Source organism: Hymenobacter sp. (assembly GCF_036387835.1).
Classification (GTDB): domain Bacteria; phylum Bacteroidota; class Bacteroidia; order Cytophagales; family Hymenobacteraceae; genus Hymenobacter.
The window spans coordinates 1-17,522 of sequence record NZ_DASVSY010000110.1 but is presented as its reverse complement, the minus strand read 5'-3'; the positions used below and the strand labels follow the sequence as shown (position 1 = coordinate 17,522).

Here is a 17,522-nt window from a genome sequence, read left to right as displayed (position 1 = left end):
TAGGTAGCTGATTCTGCCGGGTACGTATTGTTCACGAATAATCATAGAGTAATAAGGCGACGTGAAGCCACTAATTGGTCGAAGCTGTGTCTGTGGCTCCGGTGACAAGTAAAGAAGGTTTACCGGATTGATTTAAGGTAAAGTGAAGCCTAAGCAGCCAGACAACCCAAGGCTGCTTTTTAACGGAAGAAAATAAAGACCCGAGCCGGGAAAGCAGGGCAATAGTCGTTTGTTGATTGTATGAAAAAGATTTCCTTTCTAGTAGTGCTTCTTGGTAGTGGCTATATGGCCTTGGCGCAGGAACCAGCCGGCACGGGTCGACCACAGGGCGGTCCGCCTGCCGGAGGACAGCGTCCGGCGTTGGGTGCACCCGCGCAGCCGCAGCAAGGTAATGGCCGCATTACGGGCATAATTACCGATGCAAGTACCAAACAGCCCGTGCCATACGCCACGGTGGTGCTCCTCAATCCGACCACTGGCAAACCCGTAGACGGCGGCGCCGCTGATGAAAGCGGCAAATTCACCGTAAGCAAAATTGCCGCGGGTACTTATACACTGCAAATTAGCTTTTTAGGTTACAAATCCATCGATAAGCCGGGCGTTGTCATCACCGACGCGGGCAACACCGTGGCGTTGGGCACGATAGCACTGGCCTCATCGGCGCAGGCGCTGAAGGAAGTGGTGGTAGAAGGTCAGCGCTCCTTGGTAGAAGAAAAGGTGGACCGCACGGTGTACAACGCCGAGAAAGACGAAACCACCCGCGGCGGCGACGCCACCGACGTACTCAAGCGCGTGCCGATGCTTTCTGTCGACCTCGATGGCAATGTGAGCCTACGCGGCAGCAGCAATATCCGGGTGCTCATCAACAACCGGCCCTCCACTATTTCAGCTAACAGCATTGCCGATGCGCTGAAGCAGATTCCGGCCGACCAGATCAAGTCGGTGGAGGTGATTACCTCCCCTTCGGCCAAGTACGACGCCGAGGGCTCGGGTGGTATCATCAACATCGTGACCAAGCAAAACAACCTGCAGGGCTTCACGCTGGACGCGCGCGGCAGCGGCGGCTTGCGTAGTGCCGATTTTGGCTTGAACGGTAGCTACCGCACCGGCAAAATGGGTTTCTCGCTCGGGGGCGGTGGCCGGGCGCAATACAACACACCAGGGCGCTTCTCGAACGTGCAAAACACCTTCGACACCGACGGTACCTACCTGGCGCAGGCCACCCAAACGGCCAAAACGCGCAACAACAACCTGTTCGGTCGCTATTCGCTGGGCTGGGACTACGACATCAACAAGTACAACTTCCTTTCCGCTTCGGTGCAGCTAGGCGTGCGCAATGGCACCAACTACCAAGACAACCTGCTAAGCGAGTCGTACCGCCTCAACTCCTTCGGGGATTATCCGCTGAGTAGCCGCACCGTGCGTAACGCCCGCACGCTGGATCAGTCGAACACGCTCGATTTGAATCTGAACTACACGCATACTTTCGAGACGCCGCAACAAGAGTTTAGCGCATTAGCGCTCTACAGCCGCAATAACCGCACAAACAACTTCACCAACGACATCCTCGAAAGCCTCGACCAGAACTCGGCTAGCCAGATTCGTAACCAGAACGACAGCTACAACGAAGAGATGACGTTGCAGTTCGACTACCAGATGCCAGTTGGTAAAAATCAAATGGTGGAAGTGGGCGCTAAAGACATTATGCGCCAGGTGAACAGTGAATACGCCACTTTCGCAGATGGTGTGCAAACAGTAGGGAGCAATTTATCCAACACCTTCACCTACGACCAGAACGTGGCCGCCGGTTACGCTTCGTACACGCTAGGCTTTCTGAAGAACTACACCGTGAAAGCCGGTGCCCGCTACGAGTACACCACTATCGATGCTAATTTTCAGGCCTCCGACACCGACGTTAACATTCCTTCGTATGGCGTGCTGGTGCCGAGCGTGAATCTCTCGCGCAAGTTTGCCAGCGGCAACACCTTGAAGGCCGGTTACAACCGCCGAATTCAGCGCCCTTCGCTGCAATTCCTGAACCCCAACCGGCAGGCGGCCAACCCTTTGAACGTTACGGAAGGAAATCCGGAGCTGCGGCCTGAATACACCAACAACTACGAGTTGGGGTACAGCACGTTCATCAAGAAAACCTCGCTTAATTTTTCGGCTTTCGCGCGTAACACGACCGGCTCAATTCAGGCGGTGCGCACCAGTAACTTCGACACTATTCGTACTTCCTTCGCCAACATCGGCCAGGAAAACGCCTACGGCGGGAGCGTATTCGCCAACGTTAACCTCAACAACAAGTTCACTCTTGGGGGCGGTTTCGATACCTATTATGCGGTATTAGACAACAATGTGTCAGACCGCATTTTCCAAGCCAGCAACCGCGGGTGGGTGATTAGTGGCCGGATGCAGGGTAGCTACGCCTTTACCAAAGGATGGGGCCTGCAGTTCTTCAGCTTTTACCGCGGGCGTCAGGTGCAACTACAAGGCTACCAGAGCGGCTTCGGGGTGTATAGCTTGGGCGTGAAGAAGGATTTCAACGAGAAGAAAGGCAGCATCGGCGTTGGTGCCGACAACTTCTTTACCCCCCGCAACAACATCCGCACTGAAATCAACTCGCCCATTCTGGCGCAGAATAGCGTCAACGTGCTGTATCGTACGGGTTTCCGCGTGAATTTAAGCTACCGCATCGGCAAGCTGACTACGGCACCGCCTAAGCGCAAAAAATCGGTTAACAACGACGACCAGAAAGAAGATGGTGGCGGTGACAACGGCGGCCAGCAAGGCGGCGGACGGCCCTAATTGGGTGCTGCGCACTACCGCGCCTTCCATTACTCTAAAGTAAATTGGCGCCGCATATATGCGGCGCCAATTTGCTTTATGGCTTTTGGAGTGTAGCCTTAGTGATACACTATACCAAGTTCTTGCTGTGCTTTACCAGTCTTCAGCTAGAGTTGGTTAACACCCGACCTTTTTCCTTTCTCATGAAGAAGTAACACGGATATGGCCGCTGGCCACGGCGGGGCCTCTGGCCGCTTCAAATCCATCAACGACGTGGCTCGGCAGTATGCTTTTATGCTGATGTTGTTGGGAGTGAAAGCCTAACCTAATTTATCCTTCAGTGAAAAGCCCCGCTATGCACAACATGGTGGGGCTTTTTGCTGGAAGACAGATCAAGAACGGAAGTTAGTCGCGCACTTTCAGGCTGTCGGGCACCGGGCCGCGGGTGGCGGCTACCAGTTGGTTTTGCAGCTGGAAGTTTACGGTCTCGCAATCCGAAAATCGTTGCTCTGACTGCTTTAGGGTTTCTTCCAGTTTGTTGACGCGCAGGTATAGAAAAATGATGAGACCTAAGGAAATGAGCAGGGCGGCAAGAGGCAGCACTTTGTTCATGGAGTAATTGATGAATGGCTGAATGGTTGGCTGTTCAACAGATTGTCGGAACGTCCAACCATTAAACAATCAGCCATAAAACCATTCAACAATTAAATGGCCGTATTAGGGTCAAATTGCTCTAAATAATCGGCCACTTTGCGCACAAACATGCCCCCCAACGAGCCGTCAACCACGCGATGGTCGTAGGAGTGGGAAAGGAACATGAAGTGTCGCACGCCAATCAGGTCGCCCTGCGGGGTTTCGATAACGGCCGGCTTCTTCTTGATAGCGCCTACGGCCATGATGGCTACCTGCGGCTGCATGATGATGGGCGTGCCCATTACGTTGCCAAAAGAGCCTACATTGGAGACAGTGTAGGTGCCTCCTTCCAAGTCAGCGGGAGTCAGCTTATTGATGCGGGCCCGGTTGGCCAAGTCGTTGACCTTTTTGCTGAGGCCATTGAGGTTGAGTTGGTCGGCATTGTGAATGACCGGTACAATCAGGTTGCCGGAAGGCAGAGCCACGGCCACGCCAATGTTGATGTCGCGCTTCTTGATGATGTAGTCCCCGTCCACCGATACGTTGATGTTCGGGAAGTCTTGGATGGCACGGGCAATGGCTTGAATGAAGATGGGGGTGAAGGTCAGGTTCTCGCCCTCCCGCTTCTTGTACGCATCCTTATTCGCGTTGCGCCAGTTCACGATGTCCGTTACGTCGGCTTCTACAAACGACGTGACGTGCGGGGCAATTCGCTTGGAATCTACCATGCGTTGCGCAATCATTTTGCGCATCCGATCCATTTCAATCAGCTCCTGGCCACCGCTGATAGAGGGCACGGCCTTAGAGGGTTGTTGATTGTTGCTTGCTGGTTGCAAACTTGCAGGAGCAGCTTGCGGGGTGGACGGGGCGGGGGCCGCCGGAGCAGGAGCCTCGGGGGTTGCTGGTGCAGGAGTTGGGGCAGCTGGTTGCGGTGCGGCAGCTTGCGCAGCTAAGGGTTTTTTGCCAGCAGCCACGTAGTCGAGGATGTCTTTCTTGGTGACGCGGTTTTCGTTGCCGGTGCCGGGCAGGTACTCAAGGTCAGCCATCGAAATGCCTTCTTCACGAGCAATACTGAGCACGAGCGGCGAGTAGAAGCGGCCCGGTTGGGGCTGTGCGGCTGGTTGCACCGCGGCGGTACTAGTTTCGGGAATGTAGGGCACTTCGGCCACGCCATTGTCGGGAATGGCTGGCAGAGCTTGCGTTGTAGCAGGCGCAGCTTCGGCGGCGGGAGCGGCGGCCGGGGTGGCTGCGCTGGCACTGGCCGGCTCGGTTTCCACAATGGCAATGGGGGCTCCTACCGCTACTACCTGGCCTTCCTGCACCAATATCTCCTGCAACACGCCAGCCTGAATAGCGGGTACTTCGGTATCTACTTTGTCGGTTGCCACTTCCAGCACCGATTCATCTTGCTCAATCGTGTCGCCGACTTGCTTGAGCCATTTCAGAACGGTGCCTTCCATAATGCTTTCGCCCATTTTGGGCATCACCATTTCCACTCGTGCCATGCGGTTGGGGTAGGGGTTGGGTTATTGGGTGGGGAGTATTCGAGCCCAAAGGTAGGGAATAGGTGAGATGGTGAGTGGTGAAGTTATGAAAGGTGAAGTTGTGGCGCCTCGAGTTGTCCGGAGGGCTTCGTAGTGCCACTAGCGTTGCTGACGTCTGCCTCGTCGTTCCACCCGCGCTGGCGTGCTGCCGCTATCGTTCAATGATAGTGGCACCACAACGGGAAAAGGTCGGGGCACCACGCCTCAGCTTCACCACCTCACAATTTCACCTCTACCGGCAGGTTCTGGCGGAGCAGGTTCAGGGACATGGTTACGGTATACTCCACGTTGAGCTGGCGGCCGCGGTTGAAGCTGAACTGGCGGCTGATGGTTTGGTGGGCGTCGGCGTAGGCCAGGCAAATGGTGCCAACGGGCTTGGCTTCGGTACCACCATCGGGGCCGGCAATGCCGCTGGTAGCCAGGGCCACATCTACGCCGAGGCGGCGGCGGGCCCCTTCGGCCATCTCGCGTACGGTGGCTTCACTTACCGCCCCGTGCGCGGCCAGCGTCTCGGGCAGTACGCCTAGCTCCTGCATTTTTATGTCGTTGTGGTAGGCTATTACGCTGCCGCGGAAATAGGTTGAGCTACCCGGTACGCTGGTGATTTTATGCGCCAGCAAGCCGCCCGTGCAGCTTTCGGCAGTACCCACCGTGAGGCCCCGTTCCAGCAGCAGTTGGCCAATAGCTGCTTCCAGCTTTATTTCCCCTTCCGCGAAGATGTACTCGCCAATGGTGGCCCGTAGCTCGGGCAATAAGGCTTCCATGCGCTGGCGCAGGTGCGGCAAGCCGTCGTCGTGGCCGGTGAGGCGCAGCCGGACGCCGCCTAAGTAGGGCAAATAGGCGAGCTTGATGTTGGGAGGGAGGGCGGACTCCCAATTCGCAATTTTCTCGGCCAGAAACGACTCGCCGAGGCCAACGGTTTGGACCACCACATGCTCGATGGGTGGCACCTGAAAGCGAGTTTGCAGCCGGGGCAACACTTGCTCGGTCATCAGGTACTTCATTTCGTGGGGCACTCCGGGCATGCTCACAAACACGGTGCCCGCATCGTCAAACCACATGCCCGGCGCCGTGCCCACGGCGTTGAACAGCACCTCGCAGTTGGCGGGCACCATGGCCTGCTGCCGGTTTACGTCGAGCATCGGCCGGTTGAAACGGCGAAATATGTCTTCTACATGCGTAAGCGTGGGCTGATGCAGTACCAGCTCGCTCTGGAAGTAGCGGGCCAGTACGTGCTTGGTGAGGTCATCTTTGGTAGGGCCGAGGCCACCGGTGATGAGCACTACTTGAGCCCGTTGGCGAGCCAGATCGAGGGCGGTTACAATTTCATCGGCGCGGTCGGAAACGCTGGAAATTTGCCGCACGCGCAGCCCAATCGTAGCCAGCTCCTGGCCCATAAAGGCCGAATTAGTGTCGATAACCTGCCCGTACAGCAGTTCGTCGCCAATGGTCATGATTTCAACGTCGGGGAGCAAGGACATAAGGAGGAGGTTAGGATACAACAAGGAAATGGCGCAATTTGAGGCCCTGATGCGTAAGACCACCACGAGGGTGGTCTGGTTTTAGTCTTTTATTGATTTTAATTATGAATTGTTTTCGCACTCTCACTATTGCTTTCGCAATAAGCGCGGTAGCTCCGTTGGCTGTTCAGGCCCAAACCACGACCAAAAAAACAACAACTACCACCAAGAAAGCCACCACAACCAAAAAACCTGCTGCCAAAACTCCGGCCAAAACCACGACCACCAAAACAACCACTGCCAAAACTGCGGTTGCTGCCGCGGCAGCCGTCGTAAAAACTCCCCTCACCGATGCTGAAGCCAACAGCGGCTTGAAGGAGGCCCTCACCCAAAGCATTACGCGCAGCATCGAGCAGGCTTCCGCCACCGACGGTTTCAACGCCAACACCGACATCCGCATCCCATTCCCACCCGAGGCCGAACTGGTATCGGCGACTATGCGTAAGCTGCGCTTGGGGGCGTTGGTTGATAATTTCGAAGTAGCCCTGAACCGGAGTGCCGAGGCCGCCGCCAAAGAAGCGGGCCCAATTTTTTTAGGAGCCGTGCAGAATCTAAGCTTCCAGGATGCCCTTGGGTTGGCAACCAGCAAAGAAGACGATGCCGCCACCACTTTCCTCTACGGCAAAACGGCTGACCAGCTCAAAACCGCCTTCCAACCCATCATTCAGCAGTCGTTGGAGCAAACCGGGGCGACCAAGCTTTACGCCGAAATGGTAGGCCGATACAACAAGCTTCCGCTCGTCACGAAGCTAGAGCCTCAACTAACGCCTTACGCTTCGCAGAAAACGGTAGATGGTCTTTTCACGCTGGTGGCTTCCGAGGAAGCCAAAATCAGAGCGAATCCTGCGGCTCGCGGCAGTGAGCTGCTGAAGCGGGTATTCGGCAAGTAGAGGCCGAAGCACTGCGCTTCGATTGTAGCGCGCTGTAGGGTGGACCTATTTCCACGCTGCGGCGCGCTACGTTGGTTTTGGTCCGGTTTCTGCAAAAGGCGAAATACAATCCGTACCTCGTCTTTCTTCGCCATGAACTACCGCCGTTTCCTTGCTTTGCCGCTCGTGTTGCTGGGTTTGCAGCTTAGTGCTTCTGCTCAGATATTCAACCTGCCTAAAATCGGCCAGATCAAGCTCCCGACTCCCAAAGCCTCGACCAGCTCGACCAGCACTAGCCGGGGTAGCCTAACCAACACCGAGGCAGCCAACGGCCTCAAAGAAGCCCTCGTGCAAGGCATCAGCAAGGGCACCGACCAAGCTTCCAAAACGGACGGCTTCTACCTCAACCGGCTGATCCGCATTCCGTTTCCACCCGATGCGCAGCGCGTGGCCAACAGCTTGCGTTCCATCGGCCTCGGCAGCCAGGTCGATAAGTTCGAGTTGTCGTTGAACCGTGGGGCGGAAGATGCCGCTAAAAGCGCCAAGCCTATCTTTCTGTCGGCCATCAAAAGCCTGACCTTCTCGGATGTGTGGAACATTCTGACCGGCGAGAAGAATGCTGCCACGCAGTACCTACAGCGCACTACCACGCCGCAGCTCACCATGGCCTTCCAGCCCATCATCCAGCAAAGCCTCGACAAAGTAGGTGCCACCCGCTACTACACCGACCTCTCCACCCGCTACAACCGGATTCCGCTGGTAACGCCCGTGCAAACCGACTTAAACCAATACGCCACCGGCAAAGCCATTGAAGGCTTATTTACCCTAGTGGCCCAAGAAGAAATGAATATTCGAGAAAACCCGGTAGCCCGTACCACCGAGCTCCTGAAGCGCGTGTTTGGCCGCAAGAGCTAAGTGATTGATAGTGGTTGATGGCTGATTGTCAATTGTTAATCATAGAGGACCAAGCAGTGCTTAACGCATCAAAAAGGCCCCGCTCTAAGTTAGAGCGGGGCCTTCTGCATTTTATAAGCAATCAACAATCAGCCGTCAACAATCAACTAGAAGTCATCGTCGTCGAAGCCGCCACGACCGCTGCGGCGGCTCGGGCCACTTAGGTCATCGTCGTCATCGTCGTTGAAGTCATCATCGTCATCGTCGATGCTGCTAAAACCGCGGCTGCCGTCGGGGTCTTCGGCGGCTTCGGCGGTGGTATATTCTTCTTCGGTCATGCTGGCGAGGTCCAGTGCCTCGTCGTGGGAGGAGCCTGTATCACGCCACATCAGATAGTCGGCGTACTTGGCCGAAAGTTGATCTTCGGAAGAGCCACGGGTTTTGCTGCCGCCAGTTTTGGCGAAGCCATCCAGGTCATCGTCATCCAAGTCGTCGTCGTCGAGGTCGTCGTATTGTCTCATGGCCTTGTCAGGGGCTTGGGAGGTTTATAATAATTTAGGCTCGCAGTGGTAGGGCCACCGCTGCGAAGATACGTGACGAAAGGTTTTGGGTTAATGGTTGAGCTGGTAAAAAAGAGTACACACAGCCGGAAGGTCCACGGCATTTCAAGCAAATAAGCTACTGCTGATTCCAGTTGAATAGCAGGCTATTCAGCAAATGCACAGAGCCATATGCTCTTTTCTCGTTCCTGATTTATTGGGAGCGGTGCTTCAACTTAGGAAAGTGATTTTCCGGTAGATTTCTGTTAGCGGTAGTTCCAATTCTAAGGCGGGCAACGGGAGAGTGGCCTGAAGATCCTTGTATTCCTGAAACAGCCAGCTATTATCTGCGCCTCTGGTATAGACGCCCACTAGCGGGCGTTGGCTTTCTATCACCACGTAGTGTTGAAGGCTAGGAATGCTCTTGTAAAACAAAAACTTGTCGCCGCGGTCGTACTTGCCCGTGCTAAGTGAAAGCACTTCCAGCAGCACCAGCGGATTAAGCAGCGTATCCAAATGGGTGTCTTCCAGGTACTGCTCCTCGCCGCACACCACTGATACATCCGGGTAGGTGTAGAGGCCGCTAGCCGGCACGTGAACCCGCATGTCGCTTGGGAAAACACTGCACGTATCGCCTAATCGATTGTTCAAACTGGTGACAAGATTAGAAACCACGAGATTGTGCGCCCGACTAGCTCCGGACATAGCGTATACTTCCCCATCAAAGTATTCGCTCTTGAAGTCGGACTCGCGCTCTGTTGTGAGGTAGTCTTCGGGCGTGATGTAGGGTTTGCGCTGCGTAGCCATAGAAGAAAAACTTTGCTTTAAATTACACAGACTGGTACAAACAAGCACCTAACGCGCTGCGCGAGCCCCGAAATCCGTTACATTCAGTTGCTCGGTGCAGAAGTCGTACTCTTCCGGTACGTTGCTGGATACGAGTACGGTGCGGCCCGGCAGCGTGGCCCGCACGTGCTCCTGGTACCAGGCCATACCGGCGCGGTCGAGGTTGGTGGTTGGCTCGTCGAGAAGGAGTAGGGGCGTGTCGGCGTAAAGCGCCAGGGCTAGCTTGAGGCGTTGCTTCATGCCTGATGAGAAGTCGCGCACCAGCTTGTGGCGCGACTTCTCGAGGTACATCAGCTCGATGAGCTGTAATTGCGTAATACCGGGCCGCAGAGGTTTGAAGCGGGAGTGAAAATGCAACAGCTCGGTCAGCGTCAGCTCCTCAATCAGCTCCAGGTAAGGTGCGGCATAGGCCAGTAAAGGCGGTATTTCTTCCACAGGTACGGCTTTGCCTTGGTGCTCGTAGCGCAAGGTGCCGTCGGTGGGAAGCTGCTGGCCGGAGAGCGTGTTGAGCAGCGTGCTTTTGCCGGCGCCATTCGGGCCTAAGATGGCCGTGGTTGAACCCGACCGAAACGTATAGGTCAGGCCCCGGAAAATCCATTCGCGGGCGTAGCGTTTGCCGAGCCCAGTCGCTTCAATCTGCACCGTTACCGTTACGCGAATAGCCCTTAATTACGCCCCGGCCGGAGTTGCGCACAAAGTTCACCACTTCGTCGCGCTCCGGAGAAGGCGCTAGTTCCAGCTCGATTTTGTCGAGGGCGTCGTTGTTGTTCATGCCGCCCAAAAACAGCAACCGGTACAGCTGCTGAATCTCGGAAATCTTTTGATCTGAGTAGCCGCGGCGGCGCAGTCCGATGCTGTTGATGCCCGCGTAGGTAAGCGGTTCGCGCCCGGCCTTCACGAAAGGCGGAACATCCTTGCGTACCAACGAGCCGCCCGAAACCATGGCATGCTGTCCTACCTTTACAAACTGGTGCACGGCTGAAGTACCACCAATAATGGCATGGTCGCCGATTTCGACGTGGCCGGCAAGCTGCACCCCGTTGGCTAGCACGCAGTAGTTGCCGATGATGCAGTCGTGGGCGACGTGCACGTAGGCCATGAGCAGGCAGTTGGCGCCCACTACCGTTTTTAGCCGGTCCACCGTGCCGCGGTTCACCGTTACGCACTCCCGAATTACCGTGTTGTCGCCGATGTGGACCGTGGTTTTCTCGCCTGCGAATTTCAGATCTTGCGGAATGGCGGCAATTACGGCGCCCGGAAACACCTTGCAATTTTTGCCAATGCGGGCCCCTGCCATAATCGTCACGTTCGGACCAATCCAGGTACCGTCCCCAATCTCCACATCCTTATCGATAGTCGTGAAGGGTTCCACAACCACGTTCTGCGCGATTTTGGCTTGAGGGTGGATATAGGCGAGCGGCTGATTCATTCGGATTCAATTAACATTTAACAACTAACATTTAACAGTCAATTCCATCAACTAATCAGCAAACGCACAGCCGATGGCTGAATATTGCGCTTTGCCGACTGTTAATTGTTAATTGTTAAACGTTAATTGATTTAAGCTTCTTTACGTACGATGGCGGCACTCATTTCGGCTTCCATTACCACTTTGCCATTCACAAAGGCTTGGCCTTTCATCTTGGCAATGCCGCGCTTAACCGGAGCCAGCAGCCAGCAGCGAAAAATGATGGTGTCGCCGGGCTTCACCATGCGGCGAAAACGGCAGTTTTCAATACCCACAAAGTACGGGGTATAATTCTCCGGATCCGGTACAGTATTCAGCACCAAAATGCCGCCTGTTTGGGCCATGGCCTCCACTTGCAGCACGCCCGGAAACACCGGGTTGCCGGGGTAGTGGCCCGTGAAGAACGGCTCGTTGATGGTCACGTTTTTGATGCTGGCCACGGACGTTTCATCGAGGTGGATTACCTTGTCGATCAGCAGGAACGGGTAGCGGTGCGGCAGTACCTGCATGATCTTGTTGATGTCCATGACCGGCTCGCGCGTGGGGTCGTAGTGCGGCACGGCGGAGGAGTTGGCCTCCATCATCTTCTTCTTGATCTTCTTGGCGAAGGCCACATTGGCCGCATGGCCAGGGCGCGCCGCCAGAATCTGACCTTTCAGCGGCCGGCCCACCAGGGCTAAGTCGCCTACCAGGTCGAGGAGCTTGTGGCGGGCGGGCTCGTTTTTGTAGCGTAGGTCTACGTTGTTTAGGATGCCTTCTTTCTTGACGGCCACCTTGGGTTTGCCAAGCATGGTCGCCAACTCGCTCAACTCATCCTCGCTCACCACACGGTCCACCACCACAATGGCGTTGCTTAGGTCACCGCCTTTGATAAGGTTTTGCTTGTAAAGAGCCTCCAATTCGTGCAGAAAGCAGAAAGTGCGCGAGCTGGAAATATCGTTCTTGAACAAGCTGATATCCGTCAGCGAGGCGTGTTGGGAGCCTAGCACCGGCGAATTATAATCAACCATCACCGTGAGGCGGTAATCGTTGAGGGGGAGGGCGGCTAGCTCCACGGCCCGACCGTTGTCTACGAAGCGAATTTCCTCGGGTATCTCGTAGAAGTTGCGTAGCGCGTTCTGCTCTTCCAGACCAGCATCTTCCAGCGCCTGAATGAACTGGTAGCTTGACCCATCCATGATGGGCGGCTCGGGACCGTCGAGCTTGATGAGGACATTGTCGATCTGCAAGCCTACCAAGGCGGCCAGCGTGTGTTCCACGGTATTTACGCGGGCACCGTTCTGCTCGATAGTCGTGCCGCGCGAAAGGTCCACAACGTTGTCGACATCAGCCACCACGATGGGCTGGTCGGGCAAATCCATGCGCTGAAACTGATAGCCGTGGCCGACAGGAGCCGGGCAAAACGTCATGGTGGCTTGAACGCCGGTGTGCAGCCCGATGCCGCTTACCGTCACGGGAGCCTTGATAGTATGTTGCTTGTCGTTCATTTATAGGAGCTAGGAGCTGGGAGCTAGGAGTTAGGAGGGTAGCAAAAGACAGGGCACTGAATCTACCCCGGCTTCTAGCTCCTGACTCCTGGCTTCTAGCTTCTCAGGGGGGCAAAGCTAGGACTTTTCCGGCGGGTTCGTACGGCGTTCTAGTTGCGTAAGGCGGCGCTCCAGGTCGGGCAGGTGCCGGAAAACGGCTTGGGCCCGCAGACTATCACGTAAGCTGAAGGCCGGGGCACCTTGCAGGAACTGGCCTTCTTCCTTGATAGACTTGCCCACGCCCGATTGCGCCGTAACCGTCGTGCGGTTGGCCAGCGTCAAATGGCCTGCCAGTCCTACCTGGCCCGCTAGTACGCAGAAGTCTCCCACTTTAGTGGAACCCGAAATGCCGCTTTGCGAGGCCACAACCGTGTGTCGCCCTATTTCCACGTTGTGGGCAATCTGTACGAGGTTGTCGATTTTGGCGCCTTCCCGGATGATGGTGGAGCCCATAGTAGCGCAGTCGACGGTGGCGTTGGCGCCGATGCTGACGTTGTCTTCCAGCACCACATTGCCAATCTGCGGAATGGTGCGGTACGAGCCGTCGGGCTGCGGCGCGAAACCGAAGCCATCGGAGCCAACGACGGCGCCGGCATGGATGGTGCACCGCTCGCCAATGACGGTTTCGGCGTAAATCTTGGCACCAGCATACAAGATGGTGCCGTTGCCAATTTTGCACCGGTCGCCGATGAACACGTGCGGGAATATCACCACGTCGTCGCCGATCTGGCAGTTCTCGCCGATGTAGGAAAAAGCTCCGCGGTAGTGGTTGCCGCCAATGCTGGAGTTGGCCCCGATAAAGCTCGGTTCTTCCACGCCGCGCTTACCGGTGCGGGTGGCTTGCTGGTAAAACTCCAGCAGCGTAGTGAAGCTGGAATACGGGTCATCGACGCGGATAAGCGTGGTTTGCACGGGTTGGCGCAACTCCAGGTTGCGGCTCACAATAACGGCCGAAGCACCCGTAGTGTACAGGTGGGCTTCGTACTTGAGGTTAGCTAGAAAAGAGAGGGAGCCCGCTTGGGCTTCTTCGATCTTTGCCAGCCAATTAATTTGCTGGTTTGCGTCGCCTTCCACTGCGCCGCGCAGCACTTCTGCTATCTGGCCTACCGTAAATTCCATCGGGCAAAAGTAGAGAAATATTTAGTTGCCAGTTACCAGTTGCCGGTTGCCACTTAGGAGTTATCAGAAGAATACTGGCAACTGGTAACTCACAACCGGCAACTCAAAGTATCTCTTTGGGATAGCAGATATAGTGTTTTTCGACGCGCTGACCGAGGGCTTTGATGTTGGGCAGGTCGGAAGCTTCGGCGACGTTCACCACGCGGCCGCGCTTGGTAAGTACATCGATGGTGTCCTGGCCGTCGGCGTCGTAGGCGTTGTTGCTGATGCGGCCGGTTAGCATGAGTTGAGCAGCCTCGTTGGGGGAGAGGCCAAACCGCTCGGCAATCAGCTCGACGATGCCAATTTGGAAGTCTTCGTCGAAGGCTTCGGCTTGGAGGCTGATTTTGAACAGGTGCCGGTCGAGGATGCTTTGGGCCAGGTAGCTCAGCACTTTGTCGGGGTGGTCGGCCCACAGCTTTACGGCGCTCCACACGTCGGTGTCGTCGAGGCGGGTGAAGCGGCGCAGGATGGCATCATCGGCTTCAAACTCCACCTGGCTTACGGCTTTGGCCAGAAAGAAATGCAGGGCCGGCGAGGCAGGTACTTTGTGGCCGGCGCGGGTCAGCTCTTGGGCGCGCTGCATGATGCGGATAATCATCTGCTCGGCACTCGTGACGGTTTTGTGCAGGTACACCTGCCAGTACATCAGGCGGCGACTCACCAGGAAGTTCTCGATGCTGTAGACCGCCTTTTCTTCGAGCACCAGCCGCTCGTTGACTACGGTCAGCATCTTGATGAGGCGGTCGGCGCCGGGGCGGCCTTCCTGCACGCCGGTATAGAACGAGTCGCGGTTGAGGTAGTCGAGGCGGTCCATGTCGAGCTGGCTGCTGACAAGCTGGTGGAAGAACGGCCGGTGGTAGGTACCCTGGAAGATGTCGATGGTTAAATCCAGGGCGCCGTCAAACTCGACGTTCAGCTTCCGCATCAGGTGCAGGCTAATTTCCTCGTGGTTGACGTCGTGGAAAATGCTGCGCTCCAGGGCGTGGGAGAGGGGACCGTGGCCGATGTCGTGGAGCAGGATGGCCGCCATAGCCGCCTCGCCTTCCTTGGCTGAAATCTTGACGCCTTTGTCTTTGAGCGTGCGCAGGGCCAGCGTCATGAGGTGCATGGCGCCGAGGGCGTGGTGGAAGCGGGTGTGCAGCGCCCCCGGATACACGAACATGGTCAGGCCGAGTTGCTGAATCCGCCGAAGGCGCTGAAAGTAAGAATGTTCAATCAAGTCGAACAACAATTCCGTGGGAATGGTTACGAAGCCATACACCGGGTCGTTGAAGATTTTCTTCTTGTTCATGCAGTGCAGTAACGCCAAGCTCCAGCTTGGTGAATCGTTGAACGATGGTCGTTGCAAGGGCGTGGTCGACCGCAACGATTCGCCAAGCTGGAGCTTGGCGTTACATCCTACTGGAACTAACCCACAAATTTTCCGCTTCTTTACGGCGGAGTTTGAGGGGAATATCGGTTGGTAGTAATTTTTTAAATCAAAAACCAGGGATTGGCAGTAAAGCTACTTACGAAACTTCAGTTGCAACCTGTTTAAGCTAAACGGCCTCTTTGCAGTCTAATGGCCTTGCAGGTGGCGCAACTACTTGCTGAAGCTCGTTTAATGAGTCACCAACTCAAAGTTGGTGTTACACCCCAATCCCCACCAAATGCAACGCTACAGCATTCTTTGGGCCGATGATGAAATCGACCTGCTTAAGCCCCACATTCTCTTTCTACAGGAGAAAGGCTACGACGTAACCGGCGTCAACTCCGGGGCCGATGCTATTGAACAAGTTCAGGAGCAGAACTACGACATCGTATTTCTCGACGAAAATATGCCCGGCCTGACCGGCCTCGAAACCCTCACCGAAATCAAAGCCGCTAAGCCCACGCTGCCCGTTATCATGATAACGAAGAGCGAGGAAGAGCATATTATGGAGGACGCTATCGGCTCTAAAATTGCCGATTACCTCATCAAACCCGTCAACCCGAGCCAGATTCTGCTCTCGGTGAAGAAAGTGCTCGACAACAAGCGCCTCGTTTCCGAAAAAACCAACTCCGGCTACCAGCGCGACTTCCGCCAGCTCGGCATGCAGCTCTCCGACCGCCTCAGCCCCTCCGAGTGGGCCGACGTGTACAAGAAGCTGGTGTATTGGGAGCTGGAAATCAACGAGACGGAAGGCAAGAGCATGGCCGATGTCTTCAACATGCAGAAGGACGAGGCCAACACCTACTTCGGCCGCTTCATCACCGAGGATTACGAAGATTGGGTGAATGGCGACGACAAAGACGCCCCGCTCATGTCGCACCAGTTGTTCAAGGACCGGGTGTTCCCGCTCATGAAATCCACCGGCGACACGCCCGTGTACTTCGTGCTCATCGACAACCTGCGCTACGACCAGTGGAAGATTCTGGAGCCCATCATTGCCGAACTGTTCACCGTGGACCAAGAGGAAATGTATTACTCCATTCTGCCCACCACCACGGCCTACGCCCGCAACGCCATTTTCGCGGGCATGATGCCCGGTGACATCCAGAAGAAATACCCCAACCTGTGGGTGTGGGACGACGACGACGAAGGCAAAAACCTGCACGAAGCCGAGCTGGTGGAAATCAACTTCCAGAAGTCGGGCCAGAAGCAGAAGTTCAGCTACAACAAGGTAACCAACCTGCAAGCCGGTAAAGACCTGCTCGGCAAAATGGCCAACCTGCACAACAACAACAAGCTGAATATCATCGTCTACAACTTCGTAGACATGCTCTCGCACGCCCGCACCGACATGGCCATGATTCGGGAGCTGGCCGCCGACGAGTCGGCGTATCGCAGCATTACCCGCTCGTGGTTCCTGCACTCGCCGCTCTACGAAATGCTCCAGCAGATTGCCGAGCGCAAAGGCAAGCTTGTCATCACCACCGACCACGGCACCATCCGCGTAAAGCGCCCCTACAAAATCGTAGGCGACCGGAACACCAACACCAACCTGCGCTACAAGCACGGCAAAAACCTCGGCTTCGACGACAGCAAGGACGTATACACGGTCCGCAAGCCGGAGCGCATTTTCCTGCCCCGCGAAAACGTGAGCACCGCCTACGTCTTCACGGTCGGTGACTACTTCTTCGCCTACCCCAACAACTACAACTACTACGTGAACTACTACAAGGACACGTTCCAGCACGGTGGTATTTCGTTGGAGGAATGCATCATCCCCTACATTACGCTGACACCGAAAGGGTAGAAGTTAAGTTTCGCTTTCTGAAAGCTCAGACAAAATAAGAAGGCCAGTTCTTTATAGAACTGGCCTTCTTATTTTGCTTTAAATAAGCATTATAAAATATCAGTCTTCGTCATCATCTTCGTCCTCATCGGAAGGCGGATACTGTGAAATCATAATACCAGCACCGATTTCTGCGCATAGTTTTATTAGTTCGGCAGGCAAGAAATCAACTTGTGCAGCAACCTTGAACATGCGGGTATACAGGCCAAAGTCGAAATGTAAATCTGCATCATCCAAACACAAACTTAAGTCGCGAAGGATACATAAGTCTTGGCGGTTGGCTTTAATGAAGTTAATTACATCGACTACCTGTTGCTTGAATGAATTGAAATCTGCTTCACTGGCAATGATAGATAAGATGGATTTGATTAGTGGTTTACCCCTGCCTGAAAGTTCACCTTGACGCCGAACATTAGAAGGCTCAAGCTGAAGCATTGCGACCACAGCATCAACATCAAATTCTCTAGCCGAGAAATGT

General features: G+C 55.4%; 16 protein-coding genes. 5 read left to right on the top strand and 11 right to left on the bottom strand.

Translation table 11 applies throughout. The features are described 5' to 3' along the window. Nucleotides 1-240: 240 nt before the first annotated feature. Nucleotides 241-2,808, top strand: a complete 2,568-nt coding sequence (locus VF639_RS21265; protein WP_331147960.1) for a TonB-dependent receptor — start codon at nt 241-243, stop codon at nt 2,806-2,808. A gap of 384 nt (nt 2,809-3,192) precedes the next feature. Here the strand turns inward: VF639_RS21265 and VF639_RS21260 are convergent, their stop codons facing one another. The 3 genes from VF639_RS21260 to VF639_RS21250 all read right to left on the bottom strand — a co-directional run bounded on the left by VF639_RS21260 (nt 3,193) and on the right by VF639_RS21250 (nt 6,445). Then, a complete protein-coding gene (locus tag VF639_RS21260) occupies nt 3,193-3,399 on the bottom strand; it encodes a hypothetical protein (RefSeq protein ID WP_331147959.1) in 207 nt (68 codons plus the stop codon). A 92-nt stretch (nt 3,400-3,491) separates the two neighbouring features. Continuing rightward, nucleotides 3,492-4,925, bottom strand: a complete 1,434-nt coding sequence (locus VF639_RS21255) for a dihydrolipoamide acetyltransferase family protein (RefSeq protein WP_331147958.1) — start codon at nt 4,923-4,925, stop codon at nt 3,492-3,494. A gap of 257 nt (nt 4,926-5,182) precedes the next feature. Then, complete coding sequence (locus tag VF639_RS21250; protein WP_331147957.1) at nt 5,183-6,445, bottom strand: competence/damage-inducible protein A; 1,263 nt, start codon at nt 6,443-6,445, stop codon at nt 5,183-5,185. Nucleotides 6,446-6,549: 104 nt separating this feature from the next. Here VF639_RS21250 and VF639_RS21245 point away from each other — a divergent pair, with 104 nt between their 5' ends. Together VF639_RS21245 and VF639_RS21240 are read left to right on the top strand one after the other, a co-directional pair. Then, entirely contained in the window at nt 6,550-7,374 is an 825-nt protein-coding gene (locus VF639_RS21245; protein ID WP_331147956.1) for a DUF4197 domain-containing protein, read from the top strand. A gap of 132 nt (nt 7,375-7,506) precedes the next feature. Further along, nucleotides 7,507-8,268, top strand: a complete 762-nt coding sequence (locus tag VF639_RS21240) for a DUF4197 domain-containing protein (protein ID WP_331147955.1) — start codon at nt 7,507-7,509, stop codon at nt 8,266-8,268. A gap of 146 nt (nt 8,269-8,414) precedes the next feature. Here the strand turns inward: VF639_RS21240 and VF639_RS21235 are convergent, their stop codons facing one another. The 7 genes from VF639_RS21235 to VF639_RS21205 all read right to left on the bottom strand — a co-directional run bounded on the left by VF639_RS21235 (nt 8,415) and on the right by VF639_RS21205 (nt 15,078). Continuing rightward, on the bottom strand, nt 8,415-8,768 hold the full coding sequence (locus tag VF639_RS21235) for a hypothetical protein (RefSeq protein ID WP_331147954.1): 354 nt from the start codon (nt 8,766-8,768) through the stop codon (nt 8,415-8,417). Between the two features lie 249 nt (nt 8,769-9,017). Beyond that, nucleotides 9,018-9,593, bottom strand: a complete 576-nt coding sequence (locus VF639_RS21230) for a Uma2 family endonuclease (RefSeq protein WP_331147953.1) — start codon at nt 9,591-9,593, stop codon at nt 9,018-9,020. A 48-nt stretch (nt 9,594-9,641) separates the two neighbouring features. Next, nucleotides 9,642-10,274, bottom strand: coding sequence for an ABC transporter ATP-binding protein (locus tag VF639_RS21225; RefSeq protein WP_331147952.1), 633 nt, complete (start codon nt 10,272-10,274; stop codon nt 9,642-9,644). After that, nucleotides 10,264-11,061 carry an acyl-ACP--UDP-N-acetylglucosamine O-acyltransferase gene (lpxA, locus tag VF639_RS21220; RefSeq protein ID WP_331147951.1) on the bottom strand — a complete coding sequence of 266 codons (798 nt, stop codon included), beginning with the start codon at nt 11,059-11,061 and terminating at the stop codon, nt 10,264-10,266. The genes VF639_RS21225 and lpxA overlap by 11 nt, the downstream gene beginning before the upstream one ends. A gap of 131 nt (nt 11,062-11,192) precedes the next feature. After that, nucleotides 11,193-12,587 (bottom strand): bifunctional UDP-3-O-[3-hydroxymyristoyl] N-acetylglucosamine deacetylase/3-hydroxyacyl-ACP dehydratase, encoded by a 1,395-nt coding sequence (locus VF639_RS21215; RefSeq protein WP_331147950.1) that lies wholly within the window; start codon nt 12,585-12,587, stop codon nt 11,193-11,195. A gap of 117 nt (nt 12,588-12,704) precedes the next feature. Then, nucleotides 12,705-13,745: a UDP-3-O-(3-hydroxymyristoyl)glucosamine N-acyltransferase gene (gene lpxD / locus VF639_RS21210; RefSeq protein WP_331147949.1), complete on the bottom strand. Its 1,041-nt coding sequence runs from the start codon at nt 13,743-13,745 to the stop codon at nt 12,705-12,707. A gap of 103 nt (nt 13,746-13,848) precedes the next feature. After that, on the bottom strand, nt 13,849-15,078 hold the full coding sequence (locus VF639_RS21205; protein ID WP_331147948.1) for an HD domain-containing protein: 1,230 nt from the start codon (nt 15,076-15,078) through the stop codon (nt 13,849-13,851). Between VF639_RS21205 and VF639_RS21200 the strand changes: the two genes are divergently transcribed. Together VF639_RS21200 and porX are read left to right on the top strand one after the other, a co-directional pair. Next, nucleotides 15,077-15,253 (top strand): hypothetical protein, encoded by a 177-nt coding sequence (locus tag VF639_RS21200; RefSeq protein ID WP_331147947.1) that lies wholly within the window; start codon nt 15,077-15,079, stop codon nt 15,251-15,253. The genes VF639_RS21205 and VF639_RS21200 overlap by 2 nt on opposite strands. A gap of 183 nt (nt 15,254-15,436) precedes the next feature. After that, nucleotides 15,437-17,005, top strand: coding sequence for a T9SS response regulator signal transducer PorX (gene porX / locus VF639_RS21195; protein WP_331147946.1), 1,569 nt, complete (start codon nt 15,437-15,439; stop codon nt 17,003-17,005). Between the two features lie 99 nt (nt 17,006-17,104). On the opposite strand, the gene VF639_RS21190 is transcribed toward porX, so the two are convergent. Further along, nucleotides 17,105-17,522: DUF4279 domain-containing protein (locus VF639_RS21190; RefSeq protein ID WP_331147945.1), on the bottom strand; the 418-nt coding region annotated here is incomplete at its 5' end.